Source organism: Hydrogenophaga sp., assembly GCF_011772445.1.
In the GTDB taxonomy this organism is placed as follows: domain Bacteria; phylum Pseudomonadota; class Gammaproteobacteria; order Burkholderiales; family Burkholderiaceae_C; genus Hydrogenophaga.
In genome coordinates this window covers 20,036-33,814 of sequence record NZ_WVZN01000047.1, presented here as the reverse complement: position 1 = coordinate 33,814, position 13,779 = coordinate 20,036, and the positions used below count along the sequence as shown (strand labels likewise).

The 13,779-nt window shown below is 70.8% G+C and carries 14 protein-coding genes; all 14 read left to right on the top strand.

Features of this window, described 5'->3' with window-relative positions; all coding sequences use genetic code 11:
- Nucleotides 1-72 precede the first annotated feature (72 nt).
- The 14 genes from GTO19_RS19370 to glp all read left to right on the top strand — a co-directional run bounded on the left by GTO19_RS19370 (nucleotide 73) and on the right by glp (nucleotide 13,690).
- Nucleotides 73-843, top strand: coding sequence for a FadR/GntR family transcriptional regulator (locus GTO19_RS19370; protein ID WP_291023818.1), 771 nt, complete (start codon nucleotides 73-75; stop codon nucleotides 841-843).
- Nucleotides 840-1,772 (top strand): L-threonate dehydrogenase, encoded by a 933-nt coding sequence (ltnD, locus tag GTO19_RS19365; protein WP_291023816.1) that lies wholly within the window; start codon nucleotides 840-842, stop codon nucleotides 1,770-1,772. Before GTO19_RS19370 ends, ltnD begins: the two co-directional genes overlap by 4 nt.
- Nucleotides 1,769-3,046, top strand: coding sequence for a 3-oxo-tetronate kinase (gene otnK / locus GTO19_RS19360; protein WP_291023813.1), 1,278 nt, complete (start codon nucleotides 1,769-1,771; stop codon nucleotides 3,044-3,046). The genes ltnD and otnK overlap by 4 nt, the downstream gene beginning before the upstream one ends.
- A complete protein-coding gene (locus GTO19_RS19355; protein ID WP_291023811.1) occupies nucleotides 3,043-3,723 on the top strand; it encodes an aldolase in 681 nt (226 codons plus the stop codon). Before otnK ends, GTO19_RS19355 begins: the two co-directional genes overlap by 4 nt.
- Nucleotide 3,724: 1 nt before the next feature.
- Nucleotides 3,725-4,528, top strand: a complete 804-nt coding sequence (otnI, locus tag GTO19_RS19350; RefSeq protein WP_291023808.1) for a 2-oxo-tetronate isomerase — start codon at nucleotides 3,725-3,727, stop codon at nucleotides 4,526-4,528.
- Nucleotides 4,525-5,553 carry a D-erythronate dehydrogenase gene (gene denD, locus GTO19_RS19345; RefSeq protein ID WP_291023805.1) on the top strand — a complete coding sequence of 343 codons (1,029 nt, stop codon included), beginning with the start codon at nucleotides 4,525-4,527 and terminating at the stop codon, nucleotides 5,551-5,553. The genes otnI and denD overlap by 4 nt, the downstream gene beginning before the upstream one ends.
- Nucleotides 5,554-5,594: 41 nt before the next feature.
- The gene (locus tag GTO19_RS19340; protein WP_291023803.1) at nucleotides 5,595-6,536 is read left to right on the top strand and encodes a DctP family TRAP transporter solute-binding subunit; all 942 of its coding nucleotides are present in this window, start codon (nucleotides 5,595-5,597) and stop codon (nucleotides 6,534-6,536) included.
- Nucleotides 6,533-7,024, top strand: a complete 492-nt coding sequence (locus tag GTO19_RS19335; protein WP_291023802.1) for a TRAP transporter small permease — start codon at nucleotides 6,533-6,535, stop codon at nucleotides 7,022-7,024. The genes GTO19_RS19340 and GTO19_RS19335 overlap by 4 nt, the downstream gene beginning before the upstream one ends.
- Before the next feature lie 17 nt (nucleotides 7,025-7,041).
- A complete protein-coding gene (locus GTO19_RS19330; protein ID WP_291023800.1) occupies nucleotides 7,042-8,370 on the top strand; it encodes a TRAP transporter large permease in 1,329 nt (442 codons plus the stop codon).
- Nucleotides 8,371-8,383: 13 nt separating this feature from the next.
- Entirely contained in the window at nucleotides 8,384-9,817 is a 1,434-nt protein-coding gene (locus GTO19_RS19325) for an aldehyde dehydrogenase family protein (RefSeq protein ID WP_291023798.1), read from the top strand.
- A 28-nt stretch (nucleotides 9,818-9,845) separates the two neighbouring features.
- Entirely contained in the window at nucleotides 9,846-10,607 is a 762-nt protein-coding gene (locus GTO19_RS19320) for an SDR family oxidoreductase (protein WP_291023796.1), read from the top strand.
- Between the two features lie 14 nt (nucleotides 10,608-10,621).
- Nucleotides 10,622-11,737: a GTP 3',8-cyclase MoaA gene (gene moaA / locus GTO19_RS19315; RefSeq protein ID WP_291023794.1), complete on the top strand. Its 1,116-nt coding sequence runs from the start codon at nucleotides 10,622-10,624 to the stop codon at nucleotides 11,735-11,737.
- Between the two features lie 52 nt (nucleotides 11,738-11,789).
- Nucleotides 11,790-12,419, top strand: a complete 630-nt coding sequence (gene mobA / locus GTO19_RS19310; protein ID WP_291023792.1) for a molybdenum cofactor guanylyltransferase MobA — start codon at nucleotides 11,790-11,792, stop codon at nucleotides 12,417-12,419.
- Entirely contained in the window at nucleotides 12,416-13,690 is a 1,275-nt protein-coding gene (glp, locus tag GTO19_RS19305) for a gephyrin-like molybdotransferase Glp (RefSeq protein ID WP_291023790.1), read from the top strand. Before mobA ends, glp begins: the two co-directional genes overlap by 4 nt.
- Nucleotides 13,691-13,779: the final 89 nt, after the last annotated feature.

The window sequence follows — 13,779 nt, the reverse complement described above, 5'->3', positions numbered from 1 at the left end:
TTTTCCCGGGATTTTTTTTGTCGGACCAACTTGTATGATGACCTGATAAGCACACAAAAGCCCGAGACAAGCATGCCCCCCGACCACGCCGAGCCCCTGCAGGCGCCGCAGCGCCTGACCGACAGGCTCGCGGCCCTGCTGATGCAGCGCATCGAGTCGGGCGAGCTCGAACCCGACCAGCGCCTGCCCACCGAACAGCGGCTGTCCGAGCAGTTCGGCGTGTCGCGCACCGTGGTGCGCGAGGCCATCAGCCAGCTCAAGTCCATCGGCCTGCTCACCTCGCGCCAGGGTGCGGGCGTATTCGTGGCGCCCAGCCACCAGGCGCGCGCCCTGGCCTTCGACCCCACCGTGCTGCACTCCATGGAGGCCGTGCTGCAGGTGGTGGAGGTGCGCCGCGGCCTGGAGGCCGACGTGGCCGAACTCGCCGCGCGGCGCATCACGCCCGAGAAGGCGCGCTCGATCATGGACGCGCTGACCGAACTGGAGGCCTGCCCGCCCGTGGGCGCGCCCGGCGTGGAGGCCGACCTGCGTTTTCACCGCAGCATCGCGCGCGCCACCGACAACCCGCACTACGAACGCCTGCTCGGTTTTCTGGAGCAGTACCAGCGCGACGCCATGAAGGTGACGCGCACCAACGAATCCCTGGACAGCGGCTACATGGTGCAGGTGCACCACGAGCACCGCGCCATCGCAGAGGCGGTGTGCCGGGGCGACGCCGCCGCCGCGCGCGAGGCCGCCATGCGCCACATGGCCAATGCCGCGCACCGCATCGAACACGCCTCGCCGCCCGTGCGCCGCGCGCTGGACGCGCTGCTCAAACCCGCCACTCCCCGCACCGAATGACCACCTCGACCACCGCATCGCCCGCCACGCTGGGCGTCATCGGCCTGGGCTCCATGGGCCTGGGCGCCGCGCGCTCCGCGCTGCGCCGCGGCCTGGCCACCTGGGGCTGCGACCCGCAGCCCGCCGCCCGCACCGCCTTCGAACAGGCCGGTGGCCGCGCGGTGCAACACCCGGCCGAGCTGGCCGCGCACTGCGACGCCGTGCTGGTGCTGGTGGTGAACGCCGCGCAGACCGAGGCCGTGCTGTTCGGCGAACACGGCCTGGTGCAGGGCCTGCGCCCCGGATCCGTGGTGATCGCCTCGGCCACCGTGGACCCGGCCCTGCCGCCGCAGTGGGAAGCGCGCCTGGCCGAGCGCGGCATTCTGTTCATCGACGGCCCGGTCTCCGGTGGCGCGAAGAAGGCCGCCGAGGGCCAGATGACGGTGATGGCCTCGGGCAGCGACGCGGCCTTCGCCGCCGCCGACGCGGCGCTGAACGCCATCGCGGGCAAGGTGTACCGGTTGGGCGATCGCGCCGGCATCGGTTCCACGGTGAAGATGGTCAACCAGCACCTCGCCGGCGTGCACATCGCCAGTGCCTGCGAGGCCATGGCACTGGGCATGAAGGCCGGCGCCGACCCGCGCCAGCTCTACGAGGTGATCTGCCACAGCGCCGGCATGAGCTGGATGTTCGAGAACCGCGTGCCGCACATCCTGGACGGCGACTACACGCCGCTGTCGGCGGTGAACATCTTCGTGAAAGACCTGGGCATCGTGCTCGACGCAGCGCGCGCCCTCAAATTCCCGCTGCCGCTGGCCGCCGCCGCGCACCAGCTCTACCTGGCCACCGCGGCCATGGGCCTGGGCGGCGAGGACGACTCCGCGGTGGTGAAGTACTACGCCACCCTCGCGGGGCTGGACCTGCCCGCACCCGGCGGAGCCGCCGCATGATCCTCGGCGTCATCGCGGACGACTTCACCGGCGCCACCGACGTGGCCAGCATGCTGGTGCGCGCGGGCATGCGCACGGTGCAGGTGCTGGGCGTGCCGCAGGGCCCGCTGCCGGATGCCGATGCCGTGGTCGTCGCGCTCAAGACGCGCACCATCGCCCCCGAGGCCGCCGTCGAGCAGAGCCTGGCCGCGCTCGCGGCGCTGCGATCGGCCGGCGCGCGGCAGATCTACTTCAAGGTCTGCTCCACCTTCGACTCCACCCCGCGCGGCAACATCGGTCCCGTCACCGACGCGCTGATGCAGGCGCTCGGCACCGAGCTCACCATCGCCTGCCCCGCCTTCCCCGAGAACGGCCGCACGGTGTTCAAGGGCCACCTGTTCGTGGGCGATCTGCTGCTCAGCGACTCGGGCATGCGCAACCACCCGCTCACGCCCATGACCGACGCCAACCTGGTGCGCGTGCTGCAGGCGCAGACGCCGCAGCGCGTGGGCCTGTTGCGGCACGACGCGATCGCCCCGGGCGCCGACGCGGCGCGCGAACGGCTGAACGCCCTGCGGGCCGAGGGTGTGCGCATCGCCATCGCCGACGCCGTGAGCAATGGCGACCTGCTCACCCTGGCCGAGGCCTGCGCCGATCTGCCGCTGCTCACCGCCGGCTCCGGCGTGGCGCTGGGCCTGCCCCCCGCCTACGCGCGGCGCGGCTGGCTGCAGCCCGATGCCGCGGCCGCCGCGCTGCCAGCGGTGCGCGGCGCCTCGGCCATCGTCTCGGGCTCGTGCTCCGAGGCCACCAACGCCCAGGTCGCGCGCTGGCTGGAGGCCGGCGGTGCGGGTGTGCAAGTCGATCCGCTGGCCCTGCACCAGGGCAGCGACACGGCGCAGGCGCTGCTCTCGAAAGCGCAGCAGGCGCTGAGCGACGGCCCGGTGCTCGTCTACGCCACCGCCACGCCCGAGCGCGTGGGCGCGGTGCAGCAGTCCCTGGGTGTTCAAGCGGCCGGCGAGCTGGTGGAGAGGGCCCTGGCCCAGGTCGCGCGCGGCCTGGTGGACGCGGGCGTGCGCCGCCTCGTCGTGGCCGGTGGCGAGACCTCGGGCGCGGTGGTGCAGGCGCTGGACGTGCGGCAACTGCGCATCGGCCCCAGCATCTGCCCCGGCGTGCCCTGGACCGGCACGCGCACCGCGCGCGGCGACGCCGACCTGCTGCTCGCGCTCAAATCCGGCAACTTCGGCGGCCCCGATTTCTTCCGCGAGGCCCTGGCCATGACCGAGGCGAGCGCATGAGCCAGGCGCAGATCCCGGTTGCCCAGCAAGCCTGCCGCGACGAGGTCGTGCGCGTGGGCGCCTCGCTGTTTCTGCGCGGCTACGCGCACTCCACGGCCGGCAACATCAGCCTGCGCCTGGACGAGTCGCAAGGCGGCGGCTTCCTCATCACCCCCACCGACGCCTGCCTCGGCCAGCTCGACCCCGGGGCCCTGGCCTGGGTGAGCGACGACGGTCAACCGCTCGCCGGCGAGCGCGCCAGCAAGACACTCGCCCTGCACCGCCGCATCTACGCCGCCGCGCCGCAGGCCCGCTGCGTGCTGCACACCCACAGCACCCACCTCGTGGCACTGAGCCTGCAGGGCGTGTGGAGCGAACCCGACATCCTGCCCCCCATCACGCCCTACCAGGTGATGAAGGTGGGCCACGTGCCCCACATCGCCTACCGTGCGCCGGGCGATGCCGCCGTGGCCGACGAGGTCGCGCAGCGCATCGCGCAAGCCCGCCACCCCCTGCGCGCCGTCATGCTCGAGCGCCTGGGCCCCGTCGTGTGGCACCACAGCCCCGCGCAGGCCATGGCCCTGCTCGAAGAACTGGAAGAGACCGCGCGCCTGTGGCTGCTGTGTTCCCCCCGCCCCGCCCCGCTGAGCGACGCCCGCATCGACGAGCTGCGCCAGCGCTTCAACGCCCCCTGGTGACATGCCCCGATTCGCCGCCAACCTTTCGCTGATGTACACCGAAGTGCCCTTCCTGGAGCGCTTCGCCGCGGCCGCCGCCGACGGCTTCGACGCCGTCGAGTACCTGTTCCCTTACGAGTTCGACGCGAACGAGATCGCGCGCCGCCTGCGCGACAACGGCCTCACGCAGGCCCTGTTCAACCTGCCGCCGGGCAACCAGGCCATCGGCGAGCGCGGCATGGCCTGCCTCCCTGGCCGCGAGGCCGAATTCGCCGCCAACCTGGACACGGCCCTGCGCTACGCCGAGGCCACGGGCTGCCAGCGCCTGCACGCCATGGCCGGCGTCATGCCCGAGGGCGCCGACAAGGCCCGCCTGCACGCCACCTACGTGGCCAACCTGCGCCAGGCCGCCGCCCGCGTGGCGCCGCTGGGCATCACGCTGCTGATCGAACCGCTCAATGGCCGCGACGCGCCGGGCTACTTCCTCACCACGCAACAGCAGGCGCACGACGTGGTGGCCGAGGTGGGCGCGCCCAACCTGCGCGTGCAGATGGACTTCTATCACTGCCAGATCAGCGAGGGCGACCTCACGCGACGGCTCGAGCGCCACCTCGCGGGCGTGGGCCACATCCAGATCGCCGGCGTGCCCGACCGCCACGAGCCCGACGACGGCGAGATCAACCACCCGCACCTCTTCCGGCGCCTGGACGAACTCGGTTACGCCGGCTTCGTGGGCTGCGAGTACCGCCCGCGCGCGGGCACCAGCGCCGGCCTGGGCTGGCTGCGCCGCTGGCGCGAACAACAAGCAACGAAAGCCACCGCATGAACATCCTCATCACCGGCGGCGCCGGCTTCCTGGGCACGCGCCTCGCACGCGAGCTGCTGCAACGCGGCCAGCTTGCGGGCCGCCGCATCGAACGCCTGATGCTGGCCGACCTGTTCGCCCCGCGCGACGAGGCGCTCAAGCGCGACCCGCGCGTGCAATCCCTGGCCGGCGACCTGATGGCCAGCATCCCCACGCTGTTCGCGCAGCGCTGGGACGCGGTGTTCCACCTGGCTTCCGCCGTGTCCGCCGAATGCGAAGCCGACTTCGACCTCGGCCTGCACGCCAACCTGGACACCACGCGCGCCCTGCTCGACGCCTGCCGTCAGCAGACCGCCGGCGGACATCCCGCGCCCCTGTTCTTCTTCTCCAGTTCCGTCGCCGTGTACGGCAGCGACCCGGCCCTGCCCCTGCCCGCCGTGGTGAACGACGACACCCTGCCCACGCCGCAATCGAGCTACGGCATCCACAAGTTCGTCTGCGAGCAGTTGGTGGCCGACTACACGCGCAAGGGCCACATCGACGGCCGCGCCGCTCGCCTGATGACGGTGTCGGTGCGCCCCGGCAAGCCCAACGGCGCGGCCTCGGGTTTTCTGTCGGGCATGCTGCGCGAGCCCCTGGCCGGCCAGCCCAGCAACTGCCCCGTGCCGCTGGACACGCCCGTGGCGCTTTCCTCGCCCGCCACCACGGTGGCCGGCATCATCGCCGTGGCCGAGGCCAGCCGCGAAGCCTTCGGTGGGCGCACCGCCATCAACCTGCCCGCGCTGAGCCTGCGCGTGCAGGACATGCTCGATGCGCTGACCGCCTTCGCCGGCCCCGAAGCCACCGCGCTGGTGAGCCACGAGCCCGACGCCGCCACCGCGCGCATCGTGGCCGGCTGGCCCGCGCGTTTCGACAGCCCGCGCGCCCGCGCCCTGGGGCTGAGGGCCGACCCCGACTTCCATGCCGTCCTGCGCCAGTACGCGCAGGACCACCCCGATGCCGTGACCTCAGCGGCAGCGCGCACACGGCTGACTCCCGCGCGCTGACCATTTCTTTCGCCCGTGAACCACCCCAAGGAGACAAACGCATGATGAAGCAGCTGCTCACCCCTCTGGCCATGGCCGCCCTGCTGGCCGCCGCTGGCGGCGCCCAGGCACAGACCGTCCTCAAGATCGGCTACGCCACCTCCACCACCTCGCATTACGGCGTGGGCTCCACGACCTTCTGCGACGAAATCGAGAAGGGCACCACCGGCCGCTACAAGTGCCAGCAGTTCCCCAACTCGGCCCTCGGCGGCGAACGCGAGCAGATCGAGGCCGTGCAGCTCGGCACGCAGGACCTGGTGAACACCTCCACCGGCCCGCTGGGCAACTTCGTGCCCGAGGTCAAGATCGTCGACATCCCCTTCCTCTTCCGCGACTACGACCACGCGCGCAAGGTGATGGACGGCCCCATCGGCCAGGACCTGAGCAAGAAGATGGAAGCCAAGGGCCTGATCAACCTGGCCTGGACGGAGAACGGCTTTCGCCACATGACCAACAGCAAGCGGGCCATCAACCAGGCCAGCGACGCGGCCGGTCTGAAGATGCGCACCATGGAGAACAAGGTGCACATGGACGGCTACAAGACCTTCGGCATCCTGCCCACGCCCATGCCCTTCCCCGAGCTGTTCACGGCACTGCAGCAGGGCACCGTGGACGGCCAGGAGAACCCGATCCCCGTGATCCTGTCCTCCAAGTTCTCGCAAGTGCAGAAGCACCTCTCGCTGACCGGCCACGTGTACTCGCCGGCCGCACTGATCCTCTCGCCCGCCGTGTGGAACAAGCTCTCGGCCGAGGACAAGAAGGTCTTCCTGGAAGCCGGCAAGAAGGCCGCCGCCGNNTGCCATCCAAGCGGTGAAATAAGTACCCCCCGCGCCGGCCCACTCACGTGGGCCGTCACCCCCCAGGGGGCGATGCCTGCGGACCGGCGGAGCCGGATCCGCGGCATCCCCGCTTGGGTGGGCTTGCACTCGAAGGTGACTTCATGAAATCCCTCTTCCTGCGGCTGGACCGCGCGCTCACGGGGCTGTGCCTCACCGTGGCCTGTCTGATGCTCGCGCTCATCTCCTGCCTGGGCATGTGGCAGGTCACCAGCCGCTTCGTGCTGGAACAGCCCTCCACCTGGACGGAGGAGGCCATGCGCCGCCTGCTCATCTGGATGGTGATGCTGGGCGTGGTGGCCGCGCTGCGCCAGGGCGCGCTGGTGTCGGTAGACCTGATGCTGCGCCTGTCGCGCGGCGCCTGGCAGCGCACCGTGCGCTGGATCATCACCCTCGTCAACCTGAGCTTCATGGGCGTGCTCATCTGGTTCGGCATCGACCTCGTCACGCGCGTGCGCTTCCAGACCTTCGCCAGCATGGACCTCTCGATGGGCTGGGCCTACTCCGCGCTGCCGGTGGGCGCCGCATTGGGCATCGTCGCCGTGATCGCGCACCACCTGGACCCGCACAACGAAGAACTCGCCACGGCCCAATAAGCCGCCGCCCCCGCGCCATGCCATTGACCCTCCTCGTCACGATGCTGCTGGGCTTTGCCTTCAGCATCTCCATCGCCATCTCCATCGGCGGCTCGGCCATCCTGGGCCTGGCCCTGTTCGACAGCAGCAAGCTGATCCTCGTGCCCAAGGAGATGTTCAGCGCGATCGACAAATTCCCGCTCGCCGCCATCCCCTTCTTCATCCTCGCGGGCAACCTCATGGAAACCGGCGGCATCTCGCGCCGCCTGGTGAACTTCGCCAAGTCGCTGGTGGGCGGCGTGCAGGGTGGCCTGCCCATGACCTGCGTGCTCACCTGCATGATCTTCGCGGCGGTCTCCGGCTCCTCGGTGGCCACCACCTTCGCCATCGGCGCCATCCTCATCCCGGCGCTGGTCAAGCATGGCTACCCTGCTGGCTACGCGGCCTCGCTGCAGGCCACCTCGGCCGAGCTGGGCGTGGTGATCCCGCCCTCCATCCCCATGATCCTGTTCGGCGTGGCCGCCGAGGTCTCCATCGGCGAGCTGTTCATCGCCGGCGTGGTGCCGGGCCTGCTCATTGGCGGCGTGCTGATGCTCTTCGTGCACCTGTGGTGCCGCTTCAAGGGCCTGGGCAAGAACGACGGCGACGGCCGCCTGCCCGTGGGCCGCGCCACGCTGGAGGCGGGCTGGGCCCTGCTGATGCCGGTGATCATCCTCGGCGGCATTTACGGCGGCGTGTTCACGCCCACCGAGGCCTCCGTGGTCGCCGTGTTCTACGCGCTGCTGGTGGGCCTGGGCATCCACCGCGAACTGGGCTTCAAGGACCTGATGCCGGTGCTGCGCAAGTCGGTCATCTCCAGCGCGGTGATCATGTTCATCATCGCCAACGCGGGCCTGTTCGCCTTCCTCATCACGCGCGCGGGCATCCCGGACGCGATCGGCCTGTGGCTCAAGGAGGTATTGCAGTCGCCCATGTGGTTCCTGCTGGGCGTGAACGCGGCGCTGTTCCTCATCGGCATGTTCATCGAGACCTCGGCGGCCATCATCGTGCTGGCGCCGATCCTGGTGCCGGTGGCCGTGCACTTCGGCGTGGACCCGGTGCACTTCGGGATGATCATGGTCGTCAACCTGGCCATGGGCATGATCACCCCGCCCTTCGGCGTGAACCTGTTCGCCGCCTGCACGGTGGCCAGGATCTCGCTGGACCGCATGATCGCCCACCTGCTGCCCTTCGTGCTGGTCATCGTCGGCTGCCTGGCCGTCATCACCTACTTCCCCTCGGTGTCGCTCACGCTGCGCGACATCGTGTTCGACAAGACGCCCGCCGTGGCGCCGATCGGGCCGGCGCCGGCCATCGGCCCGCAATGAAGGAGCCCCGCACATGGCACTGAATTTCATTCACAACCGGCCCCGGCGCAGCGCCTCGGGCCAGACCCTGCCCGTCATCGACCCGGCCGACGGACAGCCCTACGACAGCATCGAGCGCAGCAACGCCGCCGACGTGGACGCTGCCGTGCAGGCCGCGCGCCGCTGCCTTGAAGGCCCCTGGGCGCGCCTCACGGCGGCCGAACGCGGGCGCCTGCTCATGAAGCTCAGCGCCAAGGTGGCCGAGCACGCGGACGAACTCGCCGCCGTCGAACAGCGCGACTGCGGCAAGCCCACGAAGCAGGCCAAGGCCGACGCCCTGGCCCTGGTGCGCTACTTCGAGTTCTACGCCGGCGCGGGCGACAAGCTGCACGGCCACACCATCCCCTATCTCGACGGCTACAGCGTGCTCACCTGGCACGAGCCGCACGGCGTCACCGGCCACGTGATCCCCTGGAACTACCCGATGCAGATCTTCGGGCGCAGCGTGGGCGGCGCGCTGGCGGCGGGCAATGTGTGCGTGGTCAAGCCGTCGGAAGACGCCTGCCTCTCGCTGCTGCGCGTGGCCGAGCTCGCGGCCGAGGTGGGCTTCCCCGCGGGCGCGATCAACATCGTCACCGGCTACGGCCACGAGGTGGGCGACGCGCTGGCGCGCCACCCGGGCATCGACCACATCAGCTTCACCGGCAGCCCGCGCGTGGGCACGCTCATCCAACAGGCCGCGGCCGAGCGGCACTGCCCGGTGACGCTGGAGCTGGGCGGCAAAGGCCCGCAGATCGTCTTCGACGACGCCGACGTGGACGCGGCCCTGCCCTTCATCCTCAATGCCATCGTGCAGAACAGCGGCCAGACCTGCAGCGCCGGCTCGCGCCTGCTGGTGCAGCGCCAGCTGTACGAACCGCTGCTGCAGCGCCTGGGCGAGGCCTTCAAGGGCCTGCGCGCCGGCCCGCCCGGCATGGACCTGGACCTCGGCCCGCTGATCCGCGAGACGCAGCAGCAGCGCGTGCGCGGCTTCCTCGACGAGCTCAAGCGCGACGGCCTGCCCATCGTCGCGCAGGGCCAGATCGACCCGGCCGCCGACGCCAAGGGCTACTACGCGGCGCCCACCCTGGTGCGCGACGTGCCGCCACAGCACCGCCTGGCGCAAGAGGAAGTCTTCGGCCCCGTGCTCGCGGCCATGGCGTTCGACGACGAAGACGAGGCCGTGCGACTGGCCAACGGCACGTCCTTCGGCCTGGTGGCCGGCGTGTGGACGCGCGACGGCGGGCGCCAGTTGCGCATGGCCCGACGCGTGAAGGCTGGGCAGGTGTTCATCAACAACTACGGCGCCGGTGGCGGTGTCGAGCTGCCCTTCGGCGGCGTCAAGTCCAGCGGCTACGGCCGCGAAAAAGGTTTCGAGGCCCTGCTGGGCTTCACCACCCTCAAGACCGTGGCCATCCGCCACGGCTGAACTCGAGTCACACACGGAGATTTCAGGCATGCGAGTGAAAGACAAGTCCATCATCGTCACCGGCGCGGGCGGCGGCATCGGCGAGGGCATCGCCCACCGCCTGGCCGAAGAAGGCGCGCGGGTCATCGTCAACGACGTCAACACCCAAGGCGGCGAGCGCGTGGTGGCCGACATCACCGCCAAGGGCGGGCGCGCGAGCTTCTTCGCCGCCGACGTGACGCGCTCCGACGACGTGAAGGCCCTCGTGCAGGCCGCGCTTGACCGCCACGGCCGCCTCGACGCCATGGTCAACAACGCCGGCTGGACGCACAAGAACCAGCCCGCGCTGGACGTGAGCGAAGAAGAGTTCGACCGCTGCTACGCCGTCAACGTCAAGAGCATCTACCTCTCGGCCCTGCACGCGGTGCCGGTGTTCCGCGCCAACGGCGGGGGCGCCTTCATCAACATCGCCTCCACCGCCGGCGTGCGCCCGCGCCCGGGCCTCACCTGGTACAACGGATCCAAGGGCGCGGTCATCGTCACCAGCAAATCGCTCGCGGCCGAGTTCGGCGCCGACAACATCCGCGTGAACTGCGTCAACCCGGTGATGAACCCCTTCACCGGCCTGGGCGCCTCTTTCGCGGGCGGCGAGCTCACCGACGAGCGCCTGGCCAAATTCCGCAGCACCATCCCGCTGGGCCGCTTCTCCACGCCCGAGGACGTGGCCAACGCCGTGCTCTACCTGGCCAGCGACGAAGCCGCATTCATTTCCGGGGTTTGCCTGGAGGTCGACGGCGCCCGCTGCGTTTGACCCACAATCGGGGGATGTCCGAACGGGTCATCCCCCTCATCGACCAGCGCCTGCACCGGCGCGCCGCCACCGTGCCGGCGCAGCCCGTGGCGCCCACCGGCCTGCTAGGCGACGCGCTGGGCCGCCCGCTGCGCGACCTGCGCATCAGCGTGACGGACCGCTGCAATTTCCGCTGCAGCTACTGCATGCCCAAGGAAGTCTTCGACAAGGACTACCAGTACCTGCCGCACGGCGCGCTGCTGAGCTTCGAGGAAATCACGCGCGTGGCGCGGACCTTCGCCGCGCACGGCGTGCAGAAGATCCGCCTCACCGGCGGCGAACCCCTGCTGCGCAAGAACCTGGAGATCCTGGTCGAACAACTGGCCGCGCTGCGCACCACCGAAGGCCAGCCGCTGGACCTCACGCTCACCACCAACGGCTCGCTGCTCGCGCGCAAGGCCCAGGCCCTCAAGGCCGCGGGCCTGCAGCGCGTCACGGTCAGCCTGGACGGCCTGGACGACGCGGTGTTTCGCGCCATGAACGACGTGGACTTCCCCGTGGCCGAGGTGCTCGCCGGCATTGAGGCCGCGCAGGCCGCGGGCCTGGGGCCCATCAAGGTCAACATGGTGGTCAAGCGCGGCACCAACGACGACCAGATCCTGCCGATGGCGCGCCACTTCAAGGGCACGGGCATCGTGCTGCGCTTCATCGAGTACATGGACGTGGGTGCCACCAACGGCTGGCGCATGGACGAGGTGCTGCCCAGCGCGCAGGTGATCGAACGGCTGCACCGCGAACTGCCCCTGGTGCCGCTGGACCCCACCGCGCCGGGCGAGACCGCCGAGCGCTGGGCCTACGCCGACGGCTCGGGCGAGGTCGGCGTGATCAGCAGCGTCACGCAGGCCTTCTGCGGCGACTGCAACCGCGCGCGCCTGTCCACCGAAGGCCAGCTCTACCTCTGCCTGTTCGCCACCGAAGGCCACGACCTGCGCCACCTCATCCGCGGCGGCGCGAGCGATGCCGAGCTGGCCAGCGCCATTGGCGCCATCTGGCAGGGCCGCGACGACCGCTACTCGCAACTGCGCGCCTCGCTGCCGCCCGAATCGGGCGAGGGCAAACGGCGCGTCGAGATGAGCTACATCGGCGGCTGAGCGCCGCCCTGTCCGGCCCGTGGGGCCACCTGCCGACAACCGATACACGCGAATGATTCACGCACGAGAAATCACGGGACTGGTCCTGGCCGGCGGCCGGGGATCGCGCATGGGCGGGGCCGACAAGGGCCTGCAGAAGTTCAACGGCACACCGCTGGCGCTGCACGCGCTCATGCGGCTGCAGATCCAGGAAGGCGACCGCATCGGCGAGCTGATGCTCAACGCCAACCGCAACCTCGGCGCCTACGAGGCCTTCGGCGTGCCGGTGTGGCCCGACACGCTCGGCGACTACGCCGGCCCGCTGGCGGGCTTCCTCACCGGCCTGGAGCGGGCCGAGACGCCCTACCTGCTGACGGTGCCCTGCGACTCGCCGCGCTTTCCGCTGGACCTGGCGCAGCGCCTGGCCTCGGCCTTCGACGATCCCGCCACCGAGATCGCGATGGCCAGCGCCCCCGAGAACGGCAGCGAGCCGCGCGCGCAGCCCGTGTTCAGCCTGATGCGCGTCGACCTGCTGGAGAGCCTGGCGGCCTTCACCCAGGCCGGCGGCCGCAAGATCGACCGCTGGACCGAGCAGCACCGCACCGTGCTCGTGCCCTTCGACCGCCCCGGCGACGACCCGCAGGCCTTCTTCAACACCAACACCCTGGACGAACTGCACGCGCTGGAGCAGGGCCGCCCATGAAGTCCATCGAACAGATCGCGGCCGAGCTGCAGGGCTACGACCCGAAGGCGCTGCCGGCCGAGCAGGTCAACGAGTTCCTCTCGCGGCTGGTGACGCCGATCGCCGAGACCGAGGAGGTCGGCGTCTTCGAGGCCCTGGGCCGCGTGCTGGCCGAGGACGTGGTCTCGCCCATCAGCGTGCCGCCGCACGACAACTCCGCCATGGACGGCTTCGCCTTCGACGGCGCCGCCTTGGGCGACGCGCCACTGGTGCTGCGTTGCCTGGGCACGGCGTTCGCGGGCAAGGCCTGGAGCGGCCGCGTGGGCGAGGGCGAGTGCCTGAAGATCATGACCGGCGCCATCATGCCGGCGGGCCTGGACACGGTGGTGCCCATCGAGTTCGTCAAGGTCGAGGGCGAGGCCGTCACCGTGCCGCCCGGTGTGGTGAAGCCGGGCGACAACCGCCGCTTCGCTGGCGAAGACCTGATGGCCGGCCAGCCCGCCCTGCGCCGCGGCCAGACCGTTGGCCCGGCGGCCCTGGGCCTGATCGCCAGCCTGGGCCTGCCACGCGTGCGCGTGCTGCGCCGCGCGCGCGTGGCGTATTTCTCCACCGGCGACGAGATCCTGAGCCTGGGCGAGGCCCCGCGCGAGGGCGCGGTCTATGACAGCAACCGCTACACCGTCTTCGGCCTGCTCACGCGCCTGGGCGTGGAAGTGATCGACATGGGCGTGGTGCCCGACGAACCCGTGCGCCTGGAGGCCGCGTTCCGCCAGGCCGCGGCGCGCGCCGACGCCATCATCACCAGCGGTGGCGTGAGCATGGGCGAGGCCGATCACACCAAGGCGATGATGAAGCAGCTCGGCGACGTGGCGTTCTGGCGCATCGCCATGCGCCCGGGCCGGCCGATGGCGGTGGGGCGCATCAGCGAGGGCGGGAAGTCCGCGGTGCTGTTCGGTTTGCCGGGCAACCCGGTGGCGGTGATGGTGACCTTCCTGGCCTTCGTGCGGCCGGCCCTTCAACGCCTCATGGGCGCGGAGGCAGTGCCCCCCGTTCTGCTTCAAGCGCGCAGCGGCGAGGCCATGCGCAAGAAGCCCGGCCGCACGGAGTACCAGCGTGGCACCGTCACGCGCGAGGCCGACGGCACGCTGGTGGCGCGCACCACGGGCAACCAGGGCTCGGGTGTGCTCAGTTCGATGGTGCAGGCCAACGGGCTGATCGTTCTTCGCCACGAGCAGGGGAACGTGGCGGTGGGGGACAGCGTCGAGGTGATGCTGTTCGACGGGGTGGTTTGAGGCGTCTGTCTCCGGTGGGTCCGGTCATCGGCGCTTGGGTGTCCGGCTCCGCGACTGTCCCCCGGAGCGGATCGCTGGCGCGCTCCGCT

Excerpts from the sequence above, each read along its gene's own strand:
- GTO19_RS19370 (WP_291023818.1), top strand. The coding sequence starts at position 73 with ATGCCCCCCGACCACGCCGAGCCCCTGCAGGCGCCGCAGCGCCTGACC.
- ltnD (WP_291023816.1), top strand. The coding sequence starts at position 840 with ATGACCACCTCGACCACCGCATCGCCCGCCACGCTGGGCGTCATCGGC.
- otnK (WP_291023813.1), top strand. The coding sequence starts at position 1,769 with ATGATCCTCGGCGTCATCGCGGACGACTTCACCGGCGCCACCGACGTG.
- GTO19_RS19355 (WP_291023811.1), top strand. The coding sequence starts at position 3,043 with ATGAGCCAGGCGCAGATCCCGGTTGCCCAGCAAGCCTGCCGCGACGAG.
- otnI (WP_291023808.1), top strand. The coding sequence starts at position 3,725 with ATGCCCCGATTCGCCGCCAACCTTTCGCTGATGTACACCGAAGTGCCC.
- denD (WP_291023805.1), top strand. The coding sequence starts at position 4,525 with ATGAACATCCTCATCACCGGCGGCGCCGGCTTCCTGGGCACGCGCCTC.
- GTO19_RS19335 (WP_291023802.1), top strand. The coding sequence starts at position 6,533 with ATGAAATCCCTCTTCCTGCGGCTGGACCGCGCGCTCACGGGGCTGTGC.
- GTO19_RS19330 (WP_291023800.1), top strand. The coding sequence starts at position 7,042 with ATGCCATTGACCCTCCTCGTCACGATGCTGCTGGGCTTTGCCTTCAGC.
- GTO19_RS19325 (WP_291023798.1), top strand. The coding sequence starts at position 8,384 with ATGGCACTGAATTTCATTCACAACCGGCCCCGGCGCAGCGCCTCGGGC.
- GTO19_RS19320 (WP_291023796.1), top strand. The coding sequence starts at position 9,846 with ATGCGAGTGAAAGACAAGTCCATCATCGTCACCGGCGCGGGCGGCGGC.
- moaA (WP_291023794.1), top strand. The coding sequence starts at position 10,622 with ATGTCCGAACGGGTCATCCCCCTCATCGACCAGCGCCTGCACCGGCGC.
- mobA (WP_291023792.1), top strand. The coding sequence starts at position 11,790 with ATGATTCACGCACGAGAAATCACGGGACTGGTCCTGGCCGGCGGCCGG.
- glp (WP_291023790.1), top strand. The coding sequence starts at position 12,416 with ATGAAGTCCATCGAACAGATCGCGGCCGAGCTGCAGGGCTACGACCCG.